Origin of the sequence: Amycolatopsis silviterrae, from assembly GCF_042684085.1 — a bacterium.
Classification (GTDB): domain Bacteria; phylum Actinomycetota; class Actinomycetes; order Mycobacteriales; family Pseudonocardiaceae; genus Amycolatopsis; species Amycolatopsis silviterrae.
On the sequence record NZ_JBHUKS010000008.1, the window covers coordinates 428,666 to 450,300 of the forward strand.

Annotated in this window: 19 protein-coding genes; 9 read left to right on the forward strand and 10 right to left on the reverse strand. The window is 68.6% G+C overall.

Translation table 11 applies throughout. The features are described 5' to 3' along the window. From ACFSVL_RS14045 to ACFSVL_RS14055, 3 genes are all read left to right on the forward strand, one after another. On the forward strand, positions 1–588 hold a 588-nt coding region (locus ACFSVL_RS14045; RefSeq protein ID WP_378304116.1), incomplete at its 5' end, for an SDR family oxidoreductase. A gap of 33 nt (positions 589–621) precedes the next feature. Next, entirely contained in the window at positions 622–1,929 is a 1,308-nt protein-coding gene (locus ACFSVL_RS14050) for an MFS transporter (protein WP_378304118.1), read from the forward strand. Continuing rightward, entirely contained in the window at positions 1,926–3,746 is a 1,821-nt protein-coding gene (locus ACFSVL_RS14055; RefSeq protein WP_378304120.1) for a helix-turn-helix domain-containing protein, read from the forward strand. The genes ACFSVL_RS14050 and ACFSVL_RS14055 overlap by 4 nt, the downstream gene beginning before the upstream one ends. On the opposite strand, the gene ACFSVL_RS14060 is transcribed toward ACFSVL_RS14055, so the two are convergent. Further along, positions 3,731–4,300, reverse strand: a complete 570-nt coding sequence (locus ACFSVL_RS14060) for a TetR/AcrR family transcriptional regulator (RefSeq protein ID WP_378304121.1) — start codon at positions 4,298–4,300, stop codon at positions 3,731–3,733. The genes ACFSVL_RS14055 and ACFSVL_RS14060 overlap by 16 nt on opposite strands. An 88-nt stretch (positions 4,301–4,388) precedes the next feature. On the opposite strand from ACFSVL_RS14060, the gene ACFSVL_RS14065 reads away from it, so the two are divergent. Beyond that, positions 4,389–5,264 carry an aldo/keto reductase gene (locus tag ACFSVL_RS14065; RefSeq protein WP_378304123.1) on the forward strand — a complete coding sequence of 292 codons (876 nt, stop codon included), beginning with the start codon at positions 4,389–4,391 and terminating at the stop codon, positions 5,262–5,264. 2 nt (positions 5,265–5,266) lie between these two features. Here ACFSVL_RS14065 and ACFSVL_RS14070 read toward each other — a convergent pair whose 3' ends face one another. Then, positions 5,267–6,145, reverse strand: coding sequence for a sigma-70 family RNA polymerase sigma factor (locus ACFSVL_RS14070; RefSeq protein ID WP_378304125.1), 879 nt, complete (start codon positions 6,143–6,145; stop codon positions 5,267–5,269). A 71-nt stretch (positions 6,146–6,216) separates the two neighbouring features. On the opposite strand from ACFSVL_RS14070, the gene ACFSVL_RS14075 reads away from it, so the two are divergent. Next, positions 6,217–6,669 (forward strand): carboxymuconolactone decarboxylase family protein, encoded by a 453-nt coding sequence (locus tag ACFSVL_RS14075; RefSeq protein WP_378304127.1) that lies wholly within the window; start codon positions 6,217–6,219, stop codon positions 6,667–6,669. Positions 6,670–6,730: 61 nt separating this feature from the next. On the opposite strand, the gene ACFSVL_RS14080 is transcribed toward ACFSVL_RS14075, so the two are convergent. From ACFSVL_RS14080 to ACFSVL_RS14115, 8 genes are all read right to left on the reverse strand, one after another. After that, positions 6,731–7,309 (reverse strand): hypothetical protein, encoded by a 579-nt coding sequence (locus tag ACFSVL_RS14080; protein WP_378304129.1) that lies wholly within the window; start codon positions 7,307–7,309, stop codon positions 6,731–6,733. 16 nt (positions 7,310–7,325) lie between these two features. Next, positions 7,326–8,402: a HoxN/HupN/NixA family nickel/cobalt transporter gene (locus ACFSVL_RS14085; RefSeq protein WP_378304130.1), complete on the reverse strand. Its 1,077-nt coding sequence runs from the start codon at positions 8,400–8,402 to the stop codon at positions 7,326–7,328. 90 nt (positions 8,403–8,492) lie between these two features. Continuing rightward, the gene (locus ACFSVL_RS14090; protein ID WP_378304277.1) at positions 8,493–9,422 is read right to left on the reverse strand and encodes an N-acetylmuramic acid 6-phosphate etherase; all 930 of its coding nucleotides are present in this window, start codon (positions 9,420–9,422) and stop codon (positions 8,493–8,495) included. Positions 9,423–9,438: 16 nt separating this feature from the next. Further along, the gene (locus tag ACFSVL_RS14095; protein WP_378304132.1) at positions 9,439–10,440 is read right to left on the reverse strand and encodes a MurR/RpiR family transcriptional regulator; all 1,002 of its coding nucleotides are present in this window, start codon (positions 10,438–10,440) and stop codon (positions 9,439–9,441) included. A 210-nt stretch (positions 10,441–10,650) separates the two neighbouring features. Continuing rightward, the gene (locus ACFSVL_RS14100) at positions 10,651–12,402 is read right to left on the reverse strand and encodes a serine hydrolase (RefSeq protein WP_378304134.1); all 1,752 of its coding nucleotides are present in this window, start codon (positions 12,400–12,402) and stop codon (positions 10,651–10,653) included. An 11-nt stretch (positions 12,403–12,413) separates the two neighbouring features. Continuing rightward, positions 12,414–13,685 carry an exo-beta-N-acetylmuramidase NamZ family protein gene (locus ACFSVL_RS14105; protein WP_378304136.1) on the reverse strand — a complete coding sequence of 424 codons (1,272 nt, stop codon included), beginning with the start codon at positions 13,683–13,685 and terminating at the stop codon, positions 12,414–12,416. Next, positions 13,682–15,484: a glycoside hydrolase family 3 protein gene (locus ACFSVL_RS14110; protein ID WP_378304279.1), complete on the reverse strand. Its 1,803-nt coding sequence runs from the start codon at positions 15,482–15,484 to the stop codon at positions 13,682–13,684. Before ACFSVL_RS14110 ends, ACFSVL_RS14105 begins: the two co-directional genes overlap by 4 nt. 733 nt (positions 15,485–16,217) lie before the next feature. Then, positions 16,218–17,039, reverse strand: a complete 822-nt coding sequence (locus ACFSVL_RS14115; RefSeq protein ID WP_378304138.1) for an HAD family hydrolase — start codon at positions 17,037–17,039, stop codon at positions 16,218–16,220. Positions 17,040–17,731: 692 nt separating this feature from the next. Here ACFSVL_RS14115 and ssd point away from each other — a divergent pair. From ssd to ACFSVL_RS14135, 4 genes are all read left to right on the forward strand, one after another. Continuing rightward, complete coding sequence (ssd, locus tag ACFSVL_RS14120; RefSeq protein WP_378304140.1) at positions 17,732–18,790, forward strand: septum site-determining protein Ssd; 1,059 nt, start codon at positions 17,732–17,734, stop codon at positions 18,788–18,790. Beyond that, positions 18,791–19,942, forward strand: a complete 1,152-nt coding sequence (locus ACFSVL_RS14125) for a TadA family conjugal transfer-associated ATPase (RefSeq protein ID WP_378304142.1) — start codon at positions 18,791–18,793, stop codon at positions 19,940–19,942. A 516-nt stretch (positions 19,943–20,458) separates the two neighbouring features. Further along, on the forward strand, positions 20,459–20,926 hold the full coding sequence (locus tag ACFSVL_RS14130; RefSeq protein ID WP_378304144.1) for a type II secretion system F family protein: 468 nt from the start codon (positions 20,459–20,461) through the stop codon (positions 20,924–20,926). 281 nt (positions 20,927–21,207) lie between these two features. Beyond that, positions 21,208–21,618, forward strand: a complete 411-nt coding sequence (locus ACFSVL_RS14135) for a type II secretion system F family protein (RefSeq protein WP_378304146.1) — start codon at positions 21,208–21,210, stop codon at positions 21,616–21,618. The last annotated feature ends 17 nt before the right edge of the window (positions 21,619–21,635 follow it).

Here is a 21,635-nt window from a genome sequence, read left to right on the forward strand (position 1 = left end):
GCGCACGGGGTGGATCTGACCGACCCGGCGGCGCTGGAGACGCTCCCCGCGGATGTCGATGTGCTCGTCAACAACGCGGGCGTCCAGCACGTGGCTCCACTGCCGGAGTTTCCGCCGGAGCGGTTCACCTTCATCCAGTCGTTGATGGTGACCGCGCCGTTTCTGTTGATCCGCCGGTGTTTGCCCGCGATGTACGCGCGCGGGTGGGGGCGGATCGTGAACATGTCCAGCGTGCACGGTGTGCGGGCGAGTCCGTACAAAGCCGCTTACGTCACCGCGAAACACGCGCTTGAGGGTCTGTCCAAAGTGGTCGCTCTCGAAGCCGCGGAGCACGGCGTGACCAGCAACTGCGTGAACCCCGGCTACGTCCGTACTCCGCTCGTCACCGGCCAGCTAGCGGCGCAGGCGGCCGAACACGGGGTGTCGCCGGAGGAAGTGCTGGAGCAGGTTCTGTTGCGCCGGGCCGCGATCAAGCGGCTGATCGAACCCGAGGACGTCGCCGATCTCGTGGTGTGGCTGTGCGGCGAGTCCGCCGGGCACGTCACCGGCGCGTCGCTTCCCGTTGACGGCGGCTGGACCGCTGGCTGAATCCCCTTTCCCCACAACGGAGTGGAGTCCACTATGGACAAAAAGCTGCTGCGCGTCGTCGGAGCCGGGCTGATCGGAACCACCATCGAGTGGTACGACTTCTTTCTCTACACCTCGGCCGCCGCGCTGGTCTTCAACAAGCTGTTCTTCCCGTCCGCCGATCCGCTCACCGGCACCCTGCTGGCGTTGCTCACCTACGCGGTCGGCTTTCTCGCGAGGCCGATCGGAGGACTCGTGTTCGGGCACTTCGGCGACCGGATCGGACGCAAGAAACTGCTGGTCGTGAGCCTGCTGATGATGGGCGGCTCGACGTTCGCGATGGGTCTGCTGCCCACCTACAGCGCGGTCGGCGTGCTCGCCCCGATCCTGTTGACGCTGCTGCGGCTGATCCAGGGCTTCGCCCTCGGCGGCGAGTGGGGCGGGGCGGTGCTGCTGGTTTCCGAGCACGGAGACGACCGGCGGCGCGGGTTCTGGGCCTCCTGGCCGCAGACCGGCGTTCCGGCCGGGAATCTGCTGGCCACGGCGGTGCTCGCGATCCTGGCGTCGGCTCAGTCGGACGCGACTTTCCAGGCTTGGGGCTGGCGCGTGCCGTTCCTGCTGTCCGGCGTGCTGGTGGTGATCGGCCTGTGGATCCGGCTGGCGGTCTCGGAATCGCCGGTGTTCCTCGCGGCGAAGGCGGCCGCAGACGAACGGGAGCAGGCACCGATTGTCGACGTGTTCCGCGGGCATTTCCGGGCGCTGGCCGTGACGTTCGGCGCGCGGATCGCGGAAAACGTGTCCTACTACGTGATCACTGCGTTCATTCTCGTGTACGTGACGACCGGGCTCGGGCTGCCGAAGGCGACTGGTCTCACCGCGGTGCTGGTCGCCTCAGCGGTCCACTTCGTGACGATTCCCTTGTGGGGACTGCTGTCCGACAAGATCGGTCGGCGGCCGGTGTACCTGTTCGGCGTGGTCGGGATGGCGGCATGGTCGTTCGGCTTCTTCTGGCTGCTCGACCTTCGCACCACCGGTTCGGTGATCGGCGCGGCGGTGGTCGGGCTCGTCGTGCACGGCGCGATGTACGGCCCGCAGGCGGCGTTCTTCGCCGAGCAGTTCCCGACGCGGGTTCGCTACACCGGGCTTTCGGTCGGCGGCCAGCTGTCGTCCATCGCGGCCGGGGCGGTCGCGCCGTTGATCGCGGTGGCGCTGTTCGAGGCGTACCACTCCACGGTGCCGATCTCGCTCTACGTCGTCGCGATGTGCCTGTTGTCGCTGGTCGCGCTGCTCGGCGCGCGGGAGACGCGCGGCGAGTCGTTGCACGAGACGTCCGCCGAACGGCAGGCTTCAATGACAGCATGACGGGCGTGGACCCCACCGCCGAGGCGTATCGCCGGCTGCTCGAACTGCTCGCCGCCGGAGCGAGCAGTGAGCAGCTGGCGCACGTCGCCGCCCGGGGTCTGTCCGCGGAACAGTCCGCCGCGATCGGTTCGGCGACCGAGCTGGCGTTGCGGATCCGCGAGACGCTCAGCGAACACCGGCGGCGGGAAGCCGAGCTGACCGCGTTGTTCGACACCGCGAGCGACCTGGCCCGGCTGCGCGATCCGGATGCGGTGCTCCGGTCGATCGTCCGGCGCGCCCGGACGCTGCTGGGCGTGGACGTTTCGTACCTCAGCCTCAACGACGAGGCGAACGGCGAGACGTACATCCGGGTCACTGACGGTTCGGTTTCCGCGCTGTTCCAACAGATTGTGCTCGGCATGGGCGAAGGCCTCGGCGGGCTCGTGGCGCAAACCGCGCGTCCGTACGCGACCGCGGACTACTTCGAGGACGAGCGATTCCGGCACACGAACCCGATCGACGCGGGGGTGCGCGAGGAAGGGCTCAAGGCGATTCTTGGCGTGCCGCTGGCGATTGGCGGCAAGGTGCTGGGCGTGCTGTACGCGTCCGACCGGGCGTCGCGGGCGTTCTCGACCGCGGAGGTCGCGCTGTTGTCGTCGTTGGCCGCGCATGCCGCGATCGCGTTGGACACCGCGCATCTGCTGGACGAAACACGTTCCGCCGCCGCGGAGTTGAACGCGGCCAACGCGACGATGCGCCGAGCCGACGACGCGCACGACCGGCTGATGGACCTCGTACTCGGCGGCGCGGATCTGCCTGCGGTGGCCGCGGAAGTGGCCGGAGTGCTGCGCGGTTCGATCGCCGTGCACGACGAGGAAGGCGGGTTGCTGGCCGGTACCGAGATGGCTTTCGACGCGGCTGCCGTGGCTTCGTCGCACGCCAACGGCCGCGCGGTGTCTACAACGGACGTTTGGGTCTGTGCGGTGCGCGCGGGCCGGGAATTGCTCGGCAGCCTGACGTTGTCCGGACGGCCGGAGCTGGCTGGAGACGACCGTCGGCTCTTCGAACGAGCCGCGGTGGTCACGGCATTGTTGTTGCTGCTGCGTCGTTCCGTGGCCCAAGCCGAGGACCAGGTACGCGGCGAGTTGCTGACGGACCTGCTTACCGCGCCCACTCGAAACCCAGGTGCGTTGGTCGCTCGCGCACGCCGGTTGGGGGTCGATTTGTCGGCACCGCACGTGGTTTTGGTCGCGCACGCTTCTGGCATTTCCCGGCGCGGACTCGCTGCCGCTTGTGCGCGGTATGGCGATCTAGTCGGTGTTCACGCCGAGCAAGTCGTCGCGCTCGCACCGGATCAGCCTGCGGCGGCACGGATCGCTGCTGAGCTTAAGTCCGTTGTGGACTGTCTGGTGACCGTCGGCGCGGCTGGCCCGGCGAACGGGCCGGAAGCGTTGGCGCAGGCGTACACTGAAGCTGTTCGATGCGTTAATACGCTGCTCGCACTTGGCCGCGAAGGCGACGGCGCGGCGATGGCCGATCTCGGGTTCCTCGGCGTCTTGCTCGGCCGCCATTCCGACCTGTCCGGGTACGTCAGGGCGACCCTCGGCCCCGTCCTCGACTACGACGACCGGCGCGGCACCGACCTCATCGGCACGCTGCGTGCGTACTACGCGGCTGGCGGGAATTTGGCGCGGGCAAAGGAAACCCTGCACGTCCACGTCAATACGGTGGCGCAGCGGATGGAACGCCTCGCCGTGCTGCTCGGCGAGGATTGGCGTGCGCCGGAGCGGTCGTTGGAGATTCAGCTTGCGTTGCGGGTGCATCAGCTCGGCGGCTGACGCACTCCGGCGAGGATCAGGTCAAGCATCCGATTCAGCTGCTCCGGCCCGCCCGGCAGCGTCCGCATGCTGCACGCGCCGACCACGGTCACGACAATGTCCTGCGCCCGAACGTCCGCCCGAAGCGTCCCGTCCTCGACGCCCGCGTCCATGATCAGCTGCACAGCCTCGGTCAGCTCCGCGCGGACCTGCGTCATGTCGACCGTGCCCGCCTCGATGATCGCGCGCAGTGTGTCGGCCATGTCGTGTTTCGTGCTCGCGTACTCGGCGAAGCGGTCCATCCACCGACGTAGCGCGCGAAGCGGCTTCTCGGTAGCAAGCAGCTTCGGCGCACTCGCGACGACCTGTGCCAACTCGTCGCGGTACAGCGCCTCCACGAGCGCTTCGCGAGTAGGGAAGTGGCGGTAGAGCGTGCCAATGCCGACACCCGCTTCGCGCGCGACTCGCTCCAGCGTGACGGGCTCGTCGCCTTCGCCGAACGCTTCGCGGGCAGCAGTGAGCAGGCGAGCGCGGTTGCGTTCAGCGTCCGCGCGCGGCTTCTTCGGGCTCGACAAAGCGGAGGACCCTCCGTTTCTGCTACGGTGGTGATCCGGAGGCGCCTCCGCATCAATGTCCACTATGCCACGGCAGGAGTCTTTCCTCATGACGGCAACCCCAGCTCCAGGCGGCACCGCGAAGCTCGCCGGCCATCAGGTCGCGCGGATCGGCTACGGCGTGATGCAGCTCGGCCGCCCCGGCACCGACCGCGCTGACCAGGTCGAACTGCTGCGTTCCGCGGCCCGCGCGGGCGTGAACCACCTGGACACGGCCCAGTTCTACAGCGACGGCCGATGCAACGACCTGATCCGCGAAGCGTTCTCGCCCTACCCGGACGACCTGGTCGTGGTGACCAAGGTCGGTGCCGAGGAAGCCCCGCAAGGGCTGCAGCTCGCGCAACAACCGCGGCAGCTGAGGGCGCAGGTCGAGGCCAACCTCACCGCCCTCGGCGTCGACCGGCTCGACGTGGTCAACCTGCGGCGTGCGGACGCCGGGCCCGGCCTGATCGCGGAAGGCGACCAGCTCGTCGACATCGACGACCAGCTAGCCGAGCTGATTTCCCTGCGCGACGCGGGAAAGATCGCCGAAATCGGGCTCAGCAACGTCTCCGCCGACCAGCTCCGGCACGCGCTGCCGGTCGGCATCGTCTGCGTGCAGAACTCCTACAACCTGCTCGCCCGCGCCACCGAACCAGTGCTGGAGCTGTGCCGGGAACACGAGATCGCCTGGGTGCCGTACTTCCCGCTGGGGTCCGCGTTCGACCTGGGCCAGGACGTAACCGGGAACCCGGTCGTGACCGGCATCGCGGCCGAACTCGGCTGTACCCCGGCGCAGGTCGCGCTGGCCTGGCTACTGCAGCGCTACGACAGCACCTTGCTGATCGCGGGCACGGCGACCCCGGCGCATCTCGCCGAGAACCTCGCCGCCGGCCAGGTGCAGCTGCCCGCCGAAGCGGTAGCTGCCCTGGACCGGCTCGGCTGACCTCAGAAGTTCAGCGCCGCGACCCGCTCGGCGTCGGCGAGGATGTTGATCTCCGTGATGAGCCCGTCGGACACGGTGAACGACAGCACCGAAACCGGCTTCCCGTCGCGCAGGGCGACGATGCCCGGGCCGCCGTTGACCGTCGCGTACTGCGACACCAGCCCGACCGGACGGAACTGCGAAGCGCTGCCCGCGACCTCGGCCGCACCGCGCACGACCTTCGAGTCGAGCCCGCCGGTGTCGACGCGCAGCAGCGCGTCCGGGTGCAGTAGCGCGACGAGCCCCTCGAAGTTGCCGCCGCGCGCGGCGGTGAGCCAGGCGTCCGCGATCTGCCGCTGCTGGGCGCGGTTCGGCGGACCGGCCGGCGTCGCGCCCTGCACGCGGCGCCGCGCCCGGCTCGCCAGCTGCCGGACCGCGGCGGTGTTCTTGTCGAGCATCGTCGCGATCTCGTCGAACGGCACGGCGAACATGTCGTGCAGGACGAAGGCGAGCCGTTCCGCCGGGTCGAGCGCCTCCAGCACTACCAGCAGCGCGAGCCCGACCGAGTCCGCGAGGACCTCCTGCTCCGCCGGATCAACGCCGTCCCCGGTCTCCACGACCGGGTCCGGCACCCGGATGTCCAGCGGGTCCTCGCGCCGGGTCGCGCGCGAGCGCAGCATGTTGAGGCATTGCCGCGACACGATCGTCGTCAGCCAGCTGCCGGTGTTGCGAATGTCCTCTCCAGACGATCGCGTCACCCGCAGCCAGGTCTCCTGGATGGCGTCGTCGGCCTCGGCGAACGAACCGAGCATCCGGTACGCCACCGCCCGCAACCTGGGCCGATGCTCCTCGAACTGAGCCGCCCAAAAATTCTCGTCCTGTTTTTCGTCCCGCACTGTCACATCTTCTCCTTGGGCCGGGTCCTACCAGCAAGACCCGCCGAACGAGGCGGACGTGACAGGAGGAGAGCACCATGCAGGCACGGATGACCCACCCGATCCAGGTGCAGCCGGACGCGATGAAGGCGCTGATGGCGCTGAGCAAGGCCACGAACGACAGCACGGTCCCCGCGACCACGCACCACCTGATCCACCTGCGGGTGAGCCAGATCAACGGCTGCAGCGTGTGCGTCGACATGCACGCGCGGGAGATGCGGGAAGCAGGCGAGAAGGACGAGCGGATCTGGGGCGTCGGCGCGTGGCGCGAATCGCCGTACTTCACCGACGCCGAGCGCGCGGCGCTGGAGCTGGCCGAGTGCGTGACCCGGCTGGCCGACCGGACGGACCCGGTCCCGGACGAGGTCTGGGACGCCGCCGCGGACGTCTACGACGAGAAGGAGCTTTCGTCGCTGCTGCTGTCCATCGCCGGGATCAACGTGTGGAACCGGCTCAACGCCGCGATCCGCCAGCCAGTCGGATCGTTCTGAGGCGCACTGGGGGTGTTGCCGGGAGCGATGGCATGGGGATCCGCCGTCGCTTCCGGCAGCTTTACACGCTGGCGGGCAGCCGCTCCCGGATCGCCGCGACGGCGTCCCGCGGTTCATCGGCCCAGAAGTCGAGCTGTGTAATTTCGACGGTGCCCTTGCGGCCGAGATCGACCAGCAGCGGTTCGCGGAGCGCGACCGAGAGGTTGGTCGACTGGCTGATTCCCACTGCCAGCACCCCGTCTTCGGGCACGCTGACGGTGCCCCGGGTTCGCAGCGACCGGCTCACCTGCCGGACGGAATCGATGCTGGCCAACGGAATCCGACAGTCGAAAGAGGACAGATACCGCACCCGCAGCTCGTCCTTGCCGACCGAGTGCGGGTACTTGTAGAGCGTCGCGACGAGGGCCAAGAACGCGAGTGCGCCGAGGATTTCCAGCACCAGCAACGCGATCCGCACCGGCACCGACTTCACCACGACCTCGACCAGCACGATGTCGACCGGGTTGACCGCCAGCATCACCCAGAACAGCGGGCGGATGCCGCGGCTGTAGTGGATCGCGGCATCGCCCGGCGGCACGTCGATCCGGCGGCGGAACACAAGTGACAACGCCCGCGCCAGTATCAGCGCTTGTCCTTTCACAGTGCCCCCTCCAGCGTCAGTCGGCGGTACCCAGCCGCGCGGCCCACTTCTCCTCTATTCTCCCGAATTTCCAGATCGCGAACGCGGCCATCCAGGTGACGGCGAAGAGCCCGACGATCGCGAAGCCCACGTAGTCCAGGTTCACCGAGGCGATCGCCGCGAGCGGCCCGGAGGTGATGTCGAGCTTCTCGGCGAGCAGTGTCACCAGCTCGATGGTCCCGATGCCGAGCGCGACCGCTACGGAAAGCGCGGTGACCGTGAGGTTGTAATAAATCTTTCGGATCGGCCGGGAAAAAGCCCAGCCGTAGGCGTAGTTCATCAGCACGCCGTCGGCGGCGTCGAACAGGCTCATCCCGGCGGCGAACAGGATCGGCAGCACGAGAATCGCGTACCAGGGCAAGGAGAACGCGGCCGCGCCCGCGGCGAGCACGAGCAGTCCGATTTCCGTCGCGGTGTCGAAGCCGAGTCCGAAAAGGACTCCGACCGGATAGATGTGCCACGGCTTCCGCACCGCTTTCGTGGCCCCGCGCAACAGCCGGTTCATCAGGCCGCGGTTGTCGAGATGGCGTTCCAGTTCGGCCTCGTCGAGTTCGCCGCGGCGCATCCGGGCGAACACGCGGGCGATCCCGACGAGCACGACGAGGTTCATGATCGCGATGAGGTACAGGAAAATCCCGGACACCGACGTGCCGATCAGCCCGGTCGTCTCGTGCAGCGCGGACCCGTCGTCCTCCAGTTGCCCGGCGATCGCGCGCACGCCCATCGACAGCAGCAGGCACAACGCGAACACGATCGTCGAATGCCCGAGGGAGAACCAGAATCCGACCGACAGCGGACGCTGCCCGTCGGACATCAGCTTGCGCGTGGTGTTGTCGATGGCGGCGATGTGGTCGGCGTCGAAGGCGTGCCGCATGCCGAGCGTGAACGCGGTGACGCCGAGGCCGATGCCGAACGTGCCGCCCGCGCCGAGCGCGTAGTGCCGCGGCGCGATGACCAGCGCTAGCAGGCCCCAGCCGACGAGGTTGAGCAGCAGGATCACGGCCGCCATGCCGCCGATCGACCACCGGTCGCCGCGAGTGAACCGCTGCGTCATCGCCGTCCTCTCGCTCGCCGAAAGCCGTGAAGGGCTCCTTCAGGGAATCAGATTCCCTCAAGGAGCCCTTCACGGACAATCCAGTAAAGCTCAGCCGGCGCGCAGGTGCAGTGAGTCGAGCGCCTTGCGCACGTGCCCGCCGGACGCGGACAGCGCCTCGGCGGAGCGGGTGACGTCGCTGCCGGACAGCAGGTGCACGAGCGCCACCTTCAGGTCGCCGCCGGACTCGGTGAGCGCGTCCGAGCAGTCGGCCATGGTCATGCCGGTGGCCTCCTGCAGGATCCGGATGGTGCGGCCGCGCAGCTTCGCGTTCGTCGCGCGCATGCTCACCATCAGGTTCGAGTACGTCTTGCCCAGCTTGATCATCGTCGCGCTGGAGAAGGCGGTGAGGATCAGCTTCTGCGCGGTGCCCGCCTTCATCCGGGTCGAGCCCGCGATGGCCTCGGGACCGGTGGCGACGGCGATCAGCACGTCCACGCCGGACGGCTTCGCGGCACGCGGGTTCGCCGAAACGAGCCCGGTGTGCGCGCCGATCCGGCTGGCTTCGGCGAGCGCGCCGAGCACGTACGGCGTGCGCCCGGAAGCGGCGAGCCCGAGCACGAAATCGCCCGGCCGCACCGAGCCGGCGATCTCCGCCGCACCGGCGTCCTCGTCGTCCTCAGCGTTCTCGACGGCCTGCCGCAGCGCCTTCTCACCACCGGCGTGGTGCGCGACGAACCAGTCGCCGGGCACGTTGAACGTCGGTACCAGCTCGGCCGCGTCCAGCGTCGCGAGGCGGCCCGAGGTGCCCGCGCCGACGTAATGCACGCGCCCCCCGCCGCGCAGTGCCTCGACCGCGTAGTCGACCGCACGGGCCAGCTGCGGCAGCACCGCGGCCACGGCGTCCGGCACCCGGCGGTCCTCGGCGTTGATCGCGCCGAGGATCCCCATGGTGGACATCAGGTCGATGTCGACCGTGCGCGGGTTTCGTTGTTCGGTGGGCGAATCGACGTGCACCGTCTGGCAGGGGACGGACATCAGATCCTCGCTTCTTGGTTCACTTGCCGGTTTCCCTCGGACGACGGCGCCCGTCGGGTCTGACCCCGAGCCGGTGGGAGCCGACCGCGTCCCTCGTCGCGTCGAGCGCGCTGACCGACTCCTCCATGTGCCGCTGTGCCACGCCGATGAAGAGGCAGTCGATCACGGTCAGCTGGGCGATCCGGCTTGCCGTCGCCCCCGACCGGAAGGTCGTTTCGCGGGCCGCCGTGGTGAGCACGTGGTCGGCGACCTCGGTGATCGGCGAACGCGGGAAGTTCGTCACCGCGACGGTCACCGCGCCGTGCTCGCGCGCGACTCGCAGCGCCTCGACGGTGTCCGTGGTCGCGCCGGTGTGCGAGACGCCGATCGCGACGTCGCCCGGCTTCAGCACGGCGGCCGAGGTGAGCATGATGTGCGTGTCCGACCAGGAGAAGCTGACCCGGCCGATCCGGTGCAGCTTCTGCTGCAGGTCAGCGGCGACGAAAGCGCTTGCGCCCACGCCGTACACGTCGACCCGGCCTGCTTCGGCGACGAGGTCGATCACGCTCTGCAGCGAGGCGACGTCGAGCTGGTCGGCGGTCTCTTCGACGGCGCGCGCGTCGGCGAAGCTGACCTTGCCGATGACGGACGCCAGGTCGTCGCCAGGGCCGATCTCGCCGCCGAGGTTGCGCGAGGTGCGCGCCTCGGTGCGGGCGGTGTCCGCGGCGAGCGCGATGCGCAGCTGCGGGTAGCCGCCGACCCCGACGGCCTTGCAGAAGCGCGTGACGGTGGTCTCGGAGGTGTTCGCGGCGAGCGCGACCTCGGTGATGCTGCGGCGTGCGACGGCGGCCGGGTCCTCGAGGACGACCTTCGCGACACGCTGCTCGGCCCGGGCGAGTCCGGGCAGCAGCGAGCGAATGCGGACCAGGGGGCTCGCATCCGCGTCGCGTACCGCCGTCTGACCTGCGAGGTGCTCGGAGGGTGCGCTGCTGATTACGGATCCCGCATCATCCGCCGTCGGAAAGTTACTAACCGTTGGCATTTGCGACAAGGCTACCCACATCCTTCGGCAGAACCACAACCCGTCCGTGTCTGCGGACTTCGGTTTGCGATTAATCGTTGTCAAGAAAGTCGCCAACCGGGTCCACCGCGTTAACGAGGTCAAGCTAACGACTTGGCAACTAAGTGTGTCTAGCGAAGGAGTTTGTTCCACTGAGTGGGGACACAATGGTGGCAATGCGCGGCGGGGTGCCTACCGAGCGCTCAATTTCCAGCCGGAAGAGGCCAGTTCCGAGGGGTTTCGCTCACCATCGAGAACGACGTGGCCGCGTTGGGTGACTTTCACACTATCGAGGGAAACTCCCCGTCCTGAGTAATTCGGATCGGTGCTGTAACGCCACCGAAGCGAGGTGGCGGCGGCCGCGGGCACCTCCGCGGACACCCGCCACCAGGAGCGGTGCCCGTGTCCGCTGAGCGCGGGCGTCTCGTCGTCGGGTGCGCCCCGGCCACGGGCCTGAAGCGGAACAGGTTGCCAATTAACCCCGTCGGTGCTCGATTCGAGCTGCAGCGGGTCGCTCGGGCCCTCTGTGTCGACGAAAGCGGCGAAGGACACTCGCAGTGGCGCACCCGCTGGAAGCGGTTGAGTGCTGAGCGTAGCGACACCGTTGTTTCCGAGGCCCGCGTACCAGGCGTCGCGGCCCTCGACCGGACGTACGGCCATGGCCCTCGCGAGCGAGGTCGCCCAGACCTGACGGGCGGTGTTGATGGAACCCCAGGTGCGCGTGGGGTGCACGCGGTTGGTGAGCAGCAAGGCGAACGAGCGCGATTCGGGGTCGATGACGAGCGTGGTGCCGGTGAAGCCGGTGTGGCCCGCGCTGATCGGCGACGCCAGCGCGCCCATGTACCAGGGCTGGTCGAGTTCGAAGCCGAGCCCGTGTTCGTCGCCGGGGAAGCGCTGGTTGTAGTTCGTGAGCATCTTCGTGACGGTGTCCGGCCGCAGGATCCGGTGCCCGCGGTAGCTGCCGCCGTTGAGGATGGCCTGGCAGAGCGTGGCGAGGTCGCTCGCCGTCGAGAACACGCCCGCGTGCCCGGCGACGCCGCCGAGCGACCAGGCGTTCTCGTCGTGCACCTGACCGCGCACGAGGCCGCGCGGCGGGGTCGTCTCGAACTCGGTCGCGGCGACCCGGCTCAGCTTCGCCGCGGGCGGGTTGTAGCCGGTGTCGACCATGCCGAGCGGCGCGGTGATGCGGTCGTGCACGACCTGGTCCAGCGGCTTGCCGGACAGCTTCTCGATCAGGAAGCCGAGGGTGAGCATGTTGATGTCGGAGTACAGGTACGTGCTGCCCGGAGCGTTCTTGAGCGGGCTGTCGAGCACCGCCTTGCGCCGCGACGGGATGTCCGGGTAGCCCGCCCAGAGCGACGGTGACGGGTCGGCGTCGAAGCCGGAGGTGTGCGTGAGGAGCTGCAGCACGGTGACGTCCTGCTTGCCGTTGACGCCGAACTCCGGCAGATAGCGCACGACCGGCGCGTTGACGTCCACCTTGCCCTGCTCGATCAGCTGCAGTGCGGCGATCGAGGTGAACAGCTTCGAGATCGACGCCATGTCGAAGATGGTGTCGTTTCGCATCGGAACCTGCTGGTCAGGCGGCAGTTCGGTGCCCTTGGCATCGGCGTACCGGAGCGCGCCGCCGACGGCGTAGCGGTCCACGACCACGCCGTCGTGCGCGAGCAGGCCGACCGCGCCGGAGAAGTGCGGATGCCCGCTGGCGTCCGGCTGCGTCCAGCTCTTCAGGAACTGCTCGGCGTCGCGGATCGGCTGCGCATCGAGGTTGACCTCGCGCGGGCTGCCGTCGCGCAGCGTCGTGCTCGCCGGTGCGAACCCGTGGTGCGGACGGTCAAAGCGCCCGGCGGTGCCATGCCGGTTGTCGATCGTGGCTGCTCCCGCGGTCGTCGTGGCCGCGACTAGGACGGCCAACGTCGCGACGAGCACTTTCCTAGCACGCATGACCGCTCTCCTCAGCGATAGATCAGGTGGGGACGGCGTCTGCGAGCGAAGTCGGCGAGTTCGGCGCGCCACGCGCCGGTGATCTCGTCGACCCCGGCGCCGGCGTCGACCATGGTGCGCAGCCTCGCGGATCCGGACAGCTTGTCGATCATGTGGTCCGGTCGCCAGCCGAACTTGTCCGGCGCGACGCGCTTGGCCGTCACGAACATCGAGACGGTGGTGCTGATCGCGTCGAACGCCCGCGGATCGGTGACGGTGACCTGCACGCCGCCACAAGGCTCGTTCACGAACTTGCCGAAGGTGGGCACGAAGTAGATCTCGCGGAACGCTGCGCCGGGCAGGTGGAGCTTCTCGAGTTCCTCGCGCCAATGCCAGTCGAGGCCGGGCGCGCCGATGATCTCGAACGGCCGGGTCGTGCCGCGTCCTTCGGAGAACACAGTGCCCTCGAACATGCCTGTGCCGGGGTACACGAGCGCTGTGTCCGGCGTCGGCATGTTCGGGCTCGGCAGGACCCAACGCAGACCGCTGTCAGCGAAGAAACTGTCGCGTCGCCAGCCGCGTACCTGGACGACTTCGAGCTTCGCCAGCTTCACGCCTTCGCCGGGGAGGAACTCGGCGGCGAAGAAACGCGCCAGCTCGCCGACGGTCATGCCGTGCTGCTGCGCGATCGGCTTCAGCCCGACGCCGGACGAGAACTTCGGGTCCAGCACGGGGCCGGACAGCCGTCCGCCGATGGGGTTTGGCCGGTCTAGGACGACGAAGGCCGCGTTGACCTTCGCTGCGGCCACCATCGCCGTGTACAGCGACCAGATGTAGGTGTAGAAGCGCGCGCCGACGTCAGCGATGTCGAAGACGACAGTGTCGAGGCCGGCCTTCTGGAACAGCGAAGCGAGCTTCGTGGCGTTAGCGCCGTACGCGTCGTACACGGGGATGCCGGTGCGCGGGTCGGTGTAGTCACCTTCGGAGCCACCGGCTTGCGCGCTGCCGCGAAAGCCGTGCTCGGGCCCGAAGGCCGCGACGGGACGTACGCCCGCCGCGACCATCGAGTCAACAATGTGGTCGCCGTTGGCGAGCACGCCCGTCGGGTTGGACAGCACGCCGAGCTTGCGTCCGGCGAGCGGACGCCAGCCCTGTGCGGCGAGCCGTTCAGCACCGGTGATTACTGCCCGGCGTTCCAGCTCGGGTTGTGCGGCTTGTGTTGCTTGTGCCGCAGCTGAGCCGCTCGCCAGTACTGGTACCGCGAGCGCGGGAACGGCCAGGAAGTTCCTGCGGTTGAGAGTCACCAGGTCAGCCCGTGTCCGAAGGGGTATTTGACGGTGTGCACGTCCGCCCCGGCCGGGACGTCGACCGGCAGCTTCCCGCTCGGCTTCGTCTCGCCGAGCACGACCTTGGCCAGCGCTTCGAGCGACGGCGTGATGTAGCCGTAAGTAGCGAGCCACGTCGGCACCGGGTTCTCGTACCCGGCGTCGTACGGAATCTGCGCGGCGACCGCGACCACCGGCTTTCCGGTATCCATCAGCGCCTGGAGAAGCTTGCCCTGCAAGGGGAAACCGCCGAGGTTGTTGGTCAGCACCACGACGACGTCGTTCTGCTTCGCGGCTTCGGCGGCCTTGGCGATCTGCGCGTCGGTCGGCGTCTGCCCGGTGGCCAGCGCGGTCGCCTTCGTGCCGTGCGCGGTGAAACGGCCGGCAAGCGTTTGCGTCGTGGTGTCTCCCCAGCCGGTGACCAGCACCGACGACGGCTTCTGCTTGAGCGGCAGCACCCCGCCGTCGTTGGCGATCGCGGTGATCGACCGGTCGGCGATGCCCTGTGCGGTGGCCAGGTGCTCCGGCGTGCCGACCTTCTTCATCACCTGCGAAGGATTGTTGAACGGCGAGGACAGGATTCCGCGCTTGAGCTTGAGCTTCAGCACGCGCAGCACGCTCTGGTCGATCCGCTGCATCGGCAGGTCGCCGGACTTCACCGCGGCGATCACGGCGTTGATCGCGACGTCCAGGTGCACCGGCATGAGCAGCTGGTCGATGCCGGCTTTCAGCGCCAGTACCGGGATTTCGGCGTCGCTGTGCAGCTCCCGCACGCCCTGCATCTCCAGCGAGTCGGTGATCACGACGCCGTTGTAGCCGAGTTCGCCGCGCAGCTTGCCGGTGATGATCGGCTTCGACAGCGTCGCCGGCTCGCCGGACGGGTCGAGACTCGGGAACTGGATGTGCGCGCTCATGATCGAGTCGATGCCAGCCGCGATCGCGGCCTTGAACGGCGGCACGTCGATCTTGCGCCAATCCGCTTCGGTGCGGTTGATCTTCGGCAACCCGGTGTGACTGTCAGTCGCCGCGTCGCCGTGGCCGGGGAAGTGCTTCGCGGTGGACGAGACGGTCTGGCTCGCCGGCCCGGACTCCTGGTAGCCCTTGACCTCCGCGGACACGAAACTGCTGGCCAGGTCCGGTCGTCCGGAGAACGAGCGGACGCCGATGACCGGGTTCGCCGGGTTGGAGTTGACGTCCGCGTCCGGCGCGTAGTCCTGGTTGATGCCGACCGCGCGCAGTTCGTGGCCGAGGATCGTGGCGGCCTTGGTCGCGCTGCCGGTGTCCCGGCCGGCGGCGATGGCCATCGCGTTCGAGAACTCGGTGGCCGGCGCGCCCATCCGCGTGACCGTGCCGCCCTCCTGGTCAGTGCCGATCTGCAGCGGGATGTGCGCGCCGCTGGAGAGCGCGGCCCGCTGCAGGCCGTTGGACAGCTTCGCGACCTGCACGGGGTCGTCGAAGTTGTCGCGGCTGGTGTTGTTGAAGTAGATGACGCCGCCGAGGTGGTACTTCCGCACCGCTTGCGCCGCGGTGTCGACGCCGAAATCGGTTTGGTTCTTGGGGTTCACCTCGTCCGCGGACTTGCCGTTCACCCACGTGACGAACAGCTGCCCCACTTTTTCCTCAAGGCTCATGCCGCGCAGCGCCTGCGCCGCGGCGGCGTCGAGCTGCGCCGGGGTCTGCTGGGGTGTTTGCTGCGGGTGTTTCGGCGCCGCGAAGGCCGAGGAACTCAACCCTCCGACGGCGAGCACCCCCGCGAGGGGAACGGCGAACACCTGCATCCTCCGCGTGCGCGCGAGCCGGTTCGTCACGAATTGCCTCCCAGTGTCGCGTGCCGCCGCGGGCGAGGACGCGGGTCGTGAAGCGTCCACCGGGCAGCACCGGTATCGGGAAGCTACTCACCGCGACACGGGGTTGTCCATCGGCCGAGCGCAGGAACGAGAGGGTTCACCTGGGAGGACGTCTCGCAGCGCGCGGATTTCTTCGAGCCTGGCTCGGTCCTGCTGCGCTTAGGCGCGGACATACTGTGCCGATCGTTACTAATCCGACCACAGCCACGGCCTCATGGCTTCGTAGCAACGGTTACGTGCCGCGCGGGGGTCGGCCTACTTTTGGTCGCATTAGTAACACTGGCGGCGCCCGTCAGCCGAGGCCAACGGGCGCCGCCAGTCAGCGCGAACATCTCGGGCGACCAAGCGTGCAACTCTGGTCGTACCTTCATGGACTCGGCGTCCGGCGTCCCGGTACGCAGTCCCTAGACGACGAGCCTCCCGCGGCGTGCTGCGCGTGGGTACCCGGAGTCCGCGCACGGAGGTTGCCCGGGGTGACAGAGGCTTCTCTTCTACCTCTGTCCTGGCCGAACCAACGTCCGCACCTACTTTCTACGCCGTGAGCCCGGTCACTTCAAGTGCGCGTACGGGTGCACCGGTACAGAGGCTCGATCCGGTGACAGCACCACCCTCAGCAACGGACCTAGCTGCGGAAACCGGAGTTTCGGTACCGCCACGCGGGTAGTCAGCCGTTCCCGCCGCGAGACCGGCGGCGACGGCTGAGGCTGTACCAGGTCGCGCCCGCCGCCACCGCGCCCACGCCGAGCGCGACCATCCCCGCGGACTTCGCCGGGATCCGGGTACGAAGCGACATCGGCCGCTCGAACGCGAGGACCGGCCAGCCGTGCTCGTCGGCGGTGCGGCGCAGCAGCTTGTCCGGGTTCACCGCGTGCGGGTGACCCACCACCTCCAGCAGGGGGATGTCGGTGCTGGAATCGGTGTAGGCGAAGCACTCCGCGAGGTCGTAGCCGTACGTGGCGGCTTGCTGCTTCGCGGCGACGGCTTTGTTCTCGCCATAGCAATAGAAATCGACCTCGCCGGAGTAGCGGCCGTCGACGATCTCCATGCGGGTGGCGACGCACCGGGTCGCGCCGAGCATCTCCGCGACCGGAGCCGCGACCTCCTCGCCGGTCGCGGAAAGCACGATCACGTCGTGTCCGTCGGCGAGGTGCTGTGCGATGAGGTCGGTCGCCTCTACGTAAACGAGCGGATCGACTACGTCGTGCAATGTTTCGCGCACGATCGCGGAAACCTGCGCGACATCCCAGCCCGCGCACAGCGCGGAAACCTCGGCGCGCATCCGCTCGGTCTTGTCCGCGTCCGCGCCGGCGAGCGAGAAAACCAGTTGCGCGTAAGCACTTCGCAGCGCCGCGCGACGGTTGATCAGTCCTTCGCGCAGCAACGGCTTGCTGAACGCGAGCGCGCTGGACGACGCGATGATCGTCTTGTCGAGATCGAAGAAGGCGGCTACGCGCCGGGGTGCTTCTTCGCTGCGGGGTTCGGCCACGTGATCAGGATAGGCGTACCGCACGGTGTTGTTGGCAGCACACCGGTCGTGGCGACGGCCGGAAAATCGATGACATCCGCTCGCTTAGGGCCTCGAGTGCCGTTATCGAATCGTTTGTGTCACTCACACAGCCAACTCATAGCTAACGGAGTTACAGTGAACAGACCCGGTCGTGAACCGGGCTGGTTCAGTCCGACCCCCCGGGGCTGAACCCCTGGCGGCCCTCGTCCCTCCCCCCTGGCGAGGGCCGCCTTCTATTCTCCCTGTTTCCGCGTCGGCGAACAATTTTCAGGTATGCTCCGAAAAACCTCGCGCGACCTGCTTTTTCCGCAGCTGACCAGGGCAGTTCCAGTGGTTTACCGTGCACTTGCACGAGCGAGATCAGTTAACCGAGCGCTTACCTTGGCGGTATTTTCTCCGGATTATGGCCAGTTCTTCGACCTGGCGCGGCAAATTTACTTTTTTCGCGTTGATTTTCCGGAGGTTCTCCGCAGCAATCGTTTTCTCGGTCGAATGAGCGAGGCCGCGCATTATCCGCGGCGGGCGGACACTCCGGCGGTTCTGGATCGATTTCGCCGCTCGGTTGTCCACAACCCCCGGGTTATCCACAGGACGGAAAAGCGGGCATTGCGGCGCGGTCCGGCGGGGAGTGACCGTGGAAGTCCGGCCCACGAGACCAAGGGGAGGGGCACATGGCCACCGCACAACCGCTCGTCGTCGCAGGCGAGGGCACCGTGTTCGAAGAGATCCGCCGCGTCGCCGCCGTCGTCGGCTGCGAGTTCGACCACGCGCCAGACCTGGCTGCCGCACGCGGCCGATGGACCCGCGCTCCACTCGTGGTGCTGGACGAGGACCTTGCCGCTGACAGCCCGCCAATGCCAGCACGCGACAACGTCGTGCTCGTCAGCAAAGGCGCACCCGGCTTGGAGACCTGGCGCCGCGCCGCCGCGCTCGGCGCTCGCCGAGTCTTCAGCCTGCCCGACGACGAAGCCGACCTCACCGGCGCGTTCGCCGACGTCACCGACGCACCAGCCGAATCTCCAGGCCCAGTAATCGCTTTCGTAGGCGGCCGAGGCGGTTCCGGCACCTCCGTACTGGCCGCCGCGGTCGCGGTAGAAGCCGACCGCACCGGCTCCGCACTCCTAGTCGACTGCGATCCCCTAGGCGGCGGACTGGATCTCCCGCTGGGCCTGGAACTAACGAAAGGCTTGCGCTGGCCGGAGGTTCGGCTGTCTGGCCGCGTCTCGGTCCCGTCGCTGATCGCGTCCCTGCCAAGCCGCGGCAAGCTCCCCGTACTGTCCTGCGGCCGCTCCGGCGCAGGCCCGACCCCGCGCGCCCTGTCGGCCGTGGTCTCCGCTGGCAGCCGCGCCGGCCGCACCGTTGTCTGCGATTTACCCCGCCATTTCGACGAAGGCACCATCGCCGTTGCGGCTGCGGCCGACCTGGTCGTGCTGGTCGTTCCCGTGGAATTCCGCGCCTGTATGGCAGCGAAACAGGTGCTGAATCACCTGCGCCCGCACACCGAGCGTTTCGCAATCGTCGCAAGTGGACACCCCGTCGACGGCGTCACGGCTTCGCAAACCGCAGGCGTGCTCGGCCCGCCCCTGATCGCCGCTGTGTCCCCCGAACGCCGAGTAGCCGCCACTTTGGAATCCGGCGAATTCGACCTGCCGTCAAAGGGCTCATTGGTCACCGCCGCCCGCACGGTACTGGCGGAGCTACGCCCCCTTCCCCTCGCACAGGCGGCATAGATGACGACCGACCTCGTAGAACGAGTCCGCCACCGCCTGGCCGGAGAAAGCCGCGGCACAGACCCCATCGCCCTAGCCGAAGCCGTCCGCGCAGAAGCTGGTGGTGCCCTGAGCCACGACGCAGTACTAGCCGCCGTCCGCCAAGCCCGAGACGAGTTCGTCGGCGCAGGCCCGCTAGCCGGGCTGCTGGAAGACGACACCGTCACCGACGTCCTAGTCACCGCCCCCGACCAGGTATGGACCGACGGCCCCGCCGGCCTGACTCAAACGACGATCGCCTTCCCCAACGAGGACGCCGTCCGCCGCCTGGCACAACGCCTAGCCCTAGCCGCAGGCCGCCGCCTGGACGACGCCCAGCCCTACGTAGACGGCTGGCTCCCCGCCCGCCAAGGCCGAATCCGAGTCCACGCCGTCCTGCCGCCCATCGCCGCCAACGGCACCTGCCTGTCGCTACGCGTCCTGCGTCCAGCGACCCACGACCTGTCCGCCCTCCACGCACAAGGATCCATCCACACAACCGCCTTGCCCATCCTCCACGCGATCCTCAACTACCGCCTGGCCTTCCTCATCACCGGCGGCACCGGCGCGGGCAAAACGACCCTCCTGAGCGCCCTGCTGGGCGCAGTAGCCCCGACCGAACGAATCGTCTGCGTAGAAGACGCCGGAGAACTACGCCCGACCCACCCCCAGTTCGTCAGCCTCGTCGCCCGCCCCGCGAACGTAGAAGGCGCCGGTGCCGTCGAACTCCCCGAGCTAGTCCGCCAAGCCCTCCGCATGCGCCCAGACCGCTTGATCGTCGGCGAAGTCCGAGGCGCGGAAGTGTGCTCCCTGCTGAACGCCATGAACACCGGCCACGACGGCGGTGCCTGCACCCTGCACGCGAACTCCCCCGCGGAAGCCCCCGCCCGCCTGGAAGCACTGGCCTCCCTAGGCGGCCTCCCACGAGACGCCTTGCACAGCCAGCTGGCCGCAGCAGTCCGCGTAATCCTCCACATGCGCCGAACCTCCACCGGCCGCCACCTGACGGAAGTCGCAGTACTCCAGCGCTACCACGGAGAAGTACGAACCTACGCCGTCTGGCGCGACGGCCACTGGACGAACCGCCGCTCCCTCTTCACCGCCCTGACTACGCCCGGATCCACCCATGACTAGCCCGCACCGCACCGCCGCCCGCCGCATCGATCGACTCCGCGCAACCGCCCGCCCCGTCAACCAACTCGGCGTCACCACCGCGTGCTGCGCCAACCGATCCTGCGTCGGCTGGCCCCGCCCCACGGCCGCGCACTGCATCAACCGACCCCGCGTCGCTGCCACCCGCCGCATCGACCAGCCCCACATCGCCGCCACTCACCCCAGCACCCGGCCCAGCATCGAGGTACCCCAGTGATCTCCGCCTGGCCATTCCTCTGCGCAGGCACCGGAATCCTGTGCTGGCCAACCACCCCCAACCGCCTCCTCCCGACACCCCGCATCCCCCTGCGCCTCCCCATCCCGCCCCGCCAGGCCCTCTGGCTGGCCCCAGCGGCCCTCGCCCTCCCGCTAGCCGGAATCGGTGCCGCGATAGCCACCGCCCTGCTCACCCTCGCCGTCCGTCAAGAATGGCGCAGCAGAAAGGAAACCACCGAAACCCTGACCCGAGCCGAACGCACCTCGACCGTCCTCCGCACGATGGTCTCCGAACTCCGCGCCGGCGCTCACCCGGTCACCGCCGCCGAAGCAGCCGCCGACGCCGTCCCCGAACTAGCCGACGAACTCCGCAACCTCTCCACCGCCGCCCGCCTAGACGGCACCCCGGAATCCCCCGCGCTTCCAGCCGTCGCCCAATCCTGGAACCTCGCCCGCACCCACGGCCTGCCGATCGCCGACGCCCTCGACGCCACCCGCCGAGACGTCGACGCCGAAGCCGCCTTCACTCGCCGCCTGCACGCAAAAATGGCGGGCCCGCGAATGAGCGCCATAGTCCTGACCGTGCTGCCGGTCGCCTGCCTGGCAATGGGCCAGCTCATCGGCGCGAACCCGCTCGCCGTCCTCACCAAAACCCTTATCGGCCAAGCATTCCTGGTAGCAGGCGCGGTCCTGCTATGGGCAGGCACCGCCTGGTCCCGAGCTTTGACCAACCGCAAGGCCGCCCCATGATCACCCTGAGCTTCTCCCTAGCCGCCACCGCGCTCTTGCTCTGGCCAAACACCGCCCCGCCCCGACACCTATCCCGCCCCAAACGCCCACGCCGCACCTTGCGTCCAGAGGTCTGGCACCCCGTCGCCGCGGCCGTCGTAGGCCTGTCCGCAACCGTCCTCACTGGAATTCCGCTCGGCTTAGCCGTCGGAGCAGCCGCCTGGTGGCTCCTGCGCCGCTCCCGCCACCCGAAAAACCCAGACGACGTCTCAGATCGACTCCGCTCCGCCTCGGTCCTAGACATGCTCGCCGCCTGCCTACGCGCCGGAATGCCAGTGCCGACCGCGCTGGCCGCCGTCGCCTCGGGCGCTCCACCGGACACCGGAAACGCCCTACGCGCAACAGCAAACCTCCTAGCCCTAGGAGCCGACCCGGCTCCCTCATGGGCCCCAGTTCGAGCCCGGCCAGGTTTCGCTGAACTGGCAGTCGCCGCCACCCGCACCGCGCGGTCTGGGGCAGCACTCGCCTCGACCGCCGACGACCTGGCCCGCCGCATCCGCGACGGACTGGGCGTCGAAGCCGAAGAGCGCGCCGAACGAGCCGGAGTCGCCCTGGCTCTGCCGGTAGGGCTGTGCTTCCTGCCCGCGTTCTTCGCCCTCGGCGTGCTGCCGGTGGTGCTCGGCCTCGCCGGGCGGATCGGCGGCCTGCTGTGAACCCATCCACGACAGAA

Coding starts and splice junctions, on each gene's coding strand:
- ACFSVL_RS14050 (WP_378304118.1), top strand. CDS start 622: ATGGACAAAAAGCTGCTGCGCGTCGTCGGAGCCGGGCTGATCGGAACC.
- ACFSVL_RS14055 (WP_378304120.1), top strand. CDS start 1,926: ATGACGGGCGTGGACCCCACCGCCGAGGCGTATCGCCGGCTGCTCGAA.
- ACFSVL_RS14065 (WP_378304123.1), top strand. CDS start 4,389: ATGACGGCAACCCCAGCTCCAGGCGGCACCGCGAAGCTCGCCGGCCAT.
- ACFSVL_RS14075 (WP_378304127.1), top strand. CDS start 6,217: ATGCAGGCACGGATGACCCACCCGATCCAGGTGCAGCCGGACGCGATG.
- ACFSVL_RS14085 (WP_378304130.1), bottom strand. CDS start 8,402: ATGACGCAGCGGTTCACTCGCGGCGACCGGTGGTCGATCGGCGGCATG.
- ACFSVL_RS14095 (WP_378304132.1), bottom strand. CDS start 10,440: ATGCCAACGGTTAGTAACTTTCCGACGGCGGATGATGCGGGATCCGTA.
- ACFSVL_RS14100 (WP_378304134.1), bottom strand. CDS start 12,402: ATGCGTGCTAGGAAAGTGCTCGTCGCGACGTTGGCCGTCCTAGTCGCG.
- ACFSVL_RS14110 (WP_378304279.1), bottom strand. CDS start 15,484: ATGCAGGTGTTCGCCGTTCCCCTCGCGGGGGTGCTCGCCGTCGGAGGG.
- ssd (WP_378304140.1), top strand. CDS start 17,732: ATGGCCACCGCACAACCGCTCGTCGTCGCAGGCGAGGGCACCGTGTTC.
- ACFSVL_RS14125 (WP_378304142.1), top strand. CDS start 18,791: ATGACGACCGACCTCGTAGAACGAGTCCGCCACCGCCTGGCCGGAGAA.
- ACFSVL_RS14130 (WP_378304144.1), top strand. CDS start 20,459: ATGGTCTCCGAACTCCGCGCCGGCGCTCACCCGGTCACCGCCGCCGAA.
- ACFSVL_RS14135 (WP_378304146.1), top strand. CDS start 21,208: ATGCTCGCCGCCTGCCTACGCGCCGGAATGCCAGTGCCGACCGCGCTG.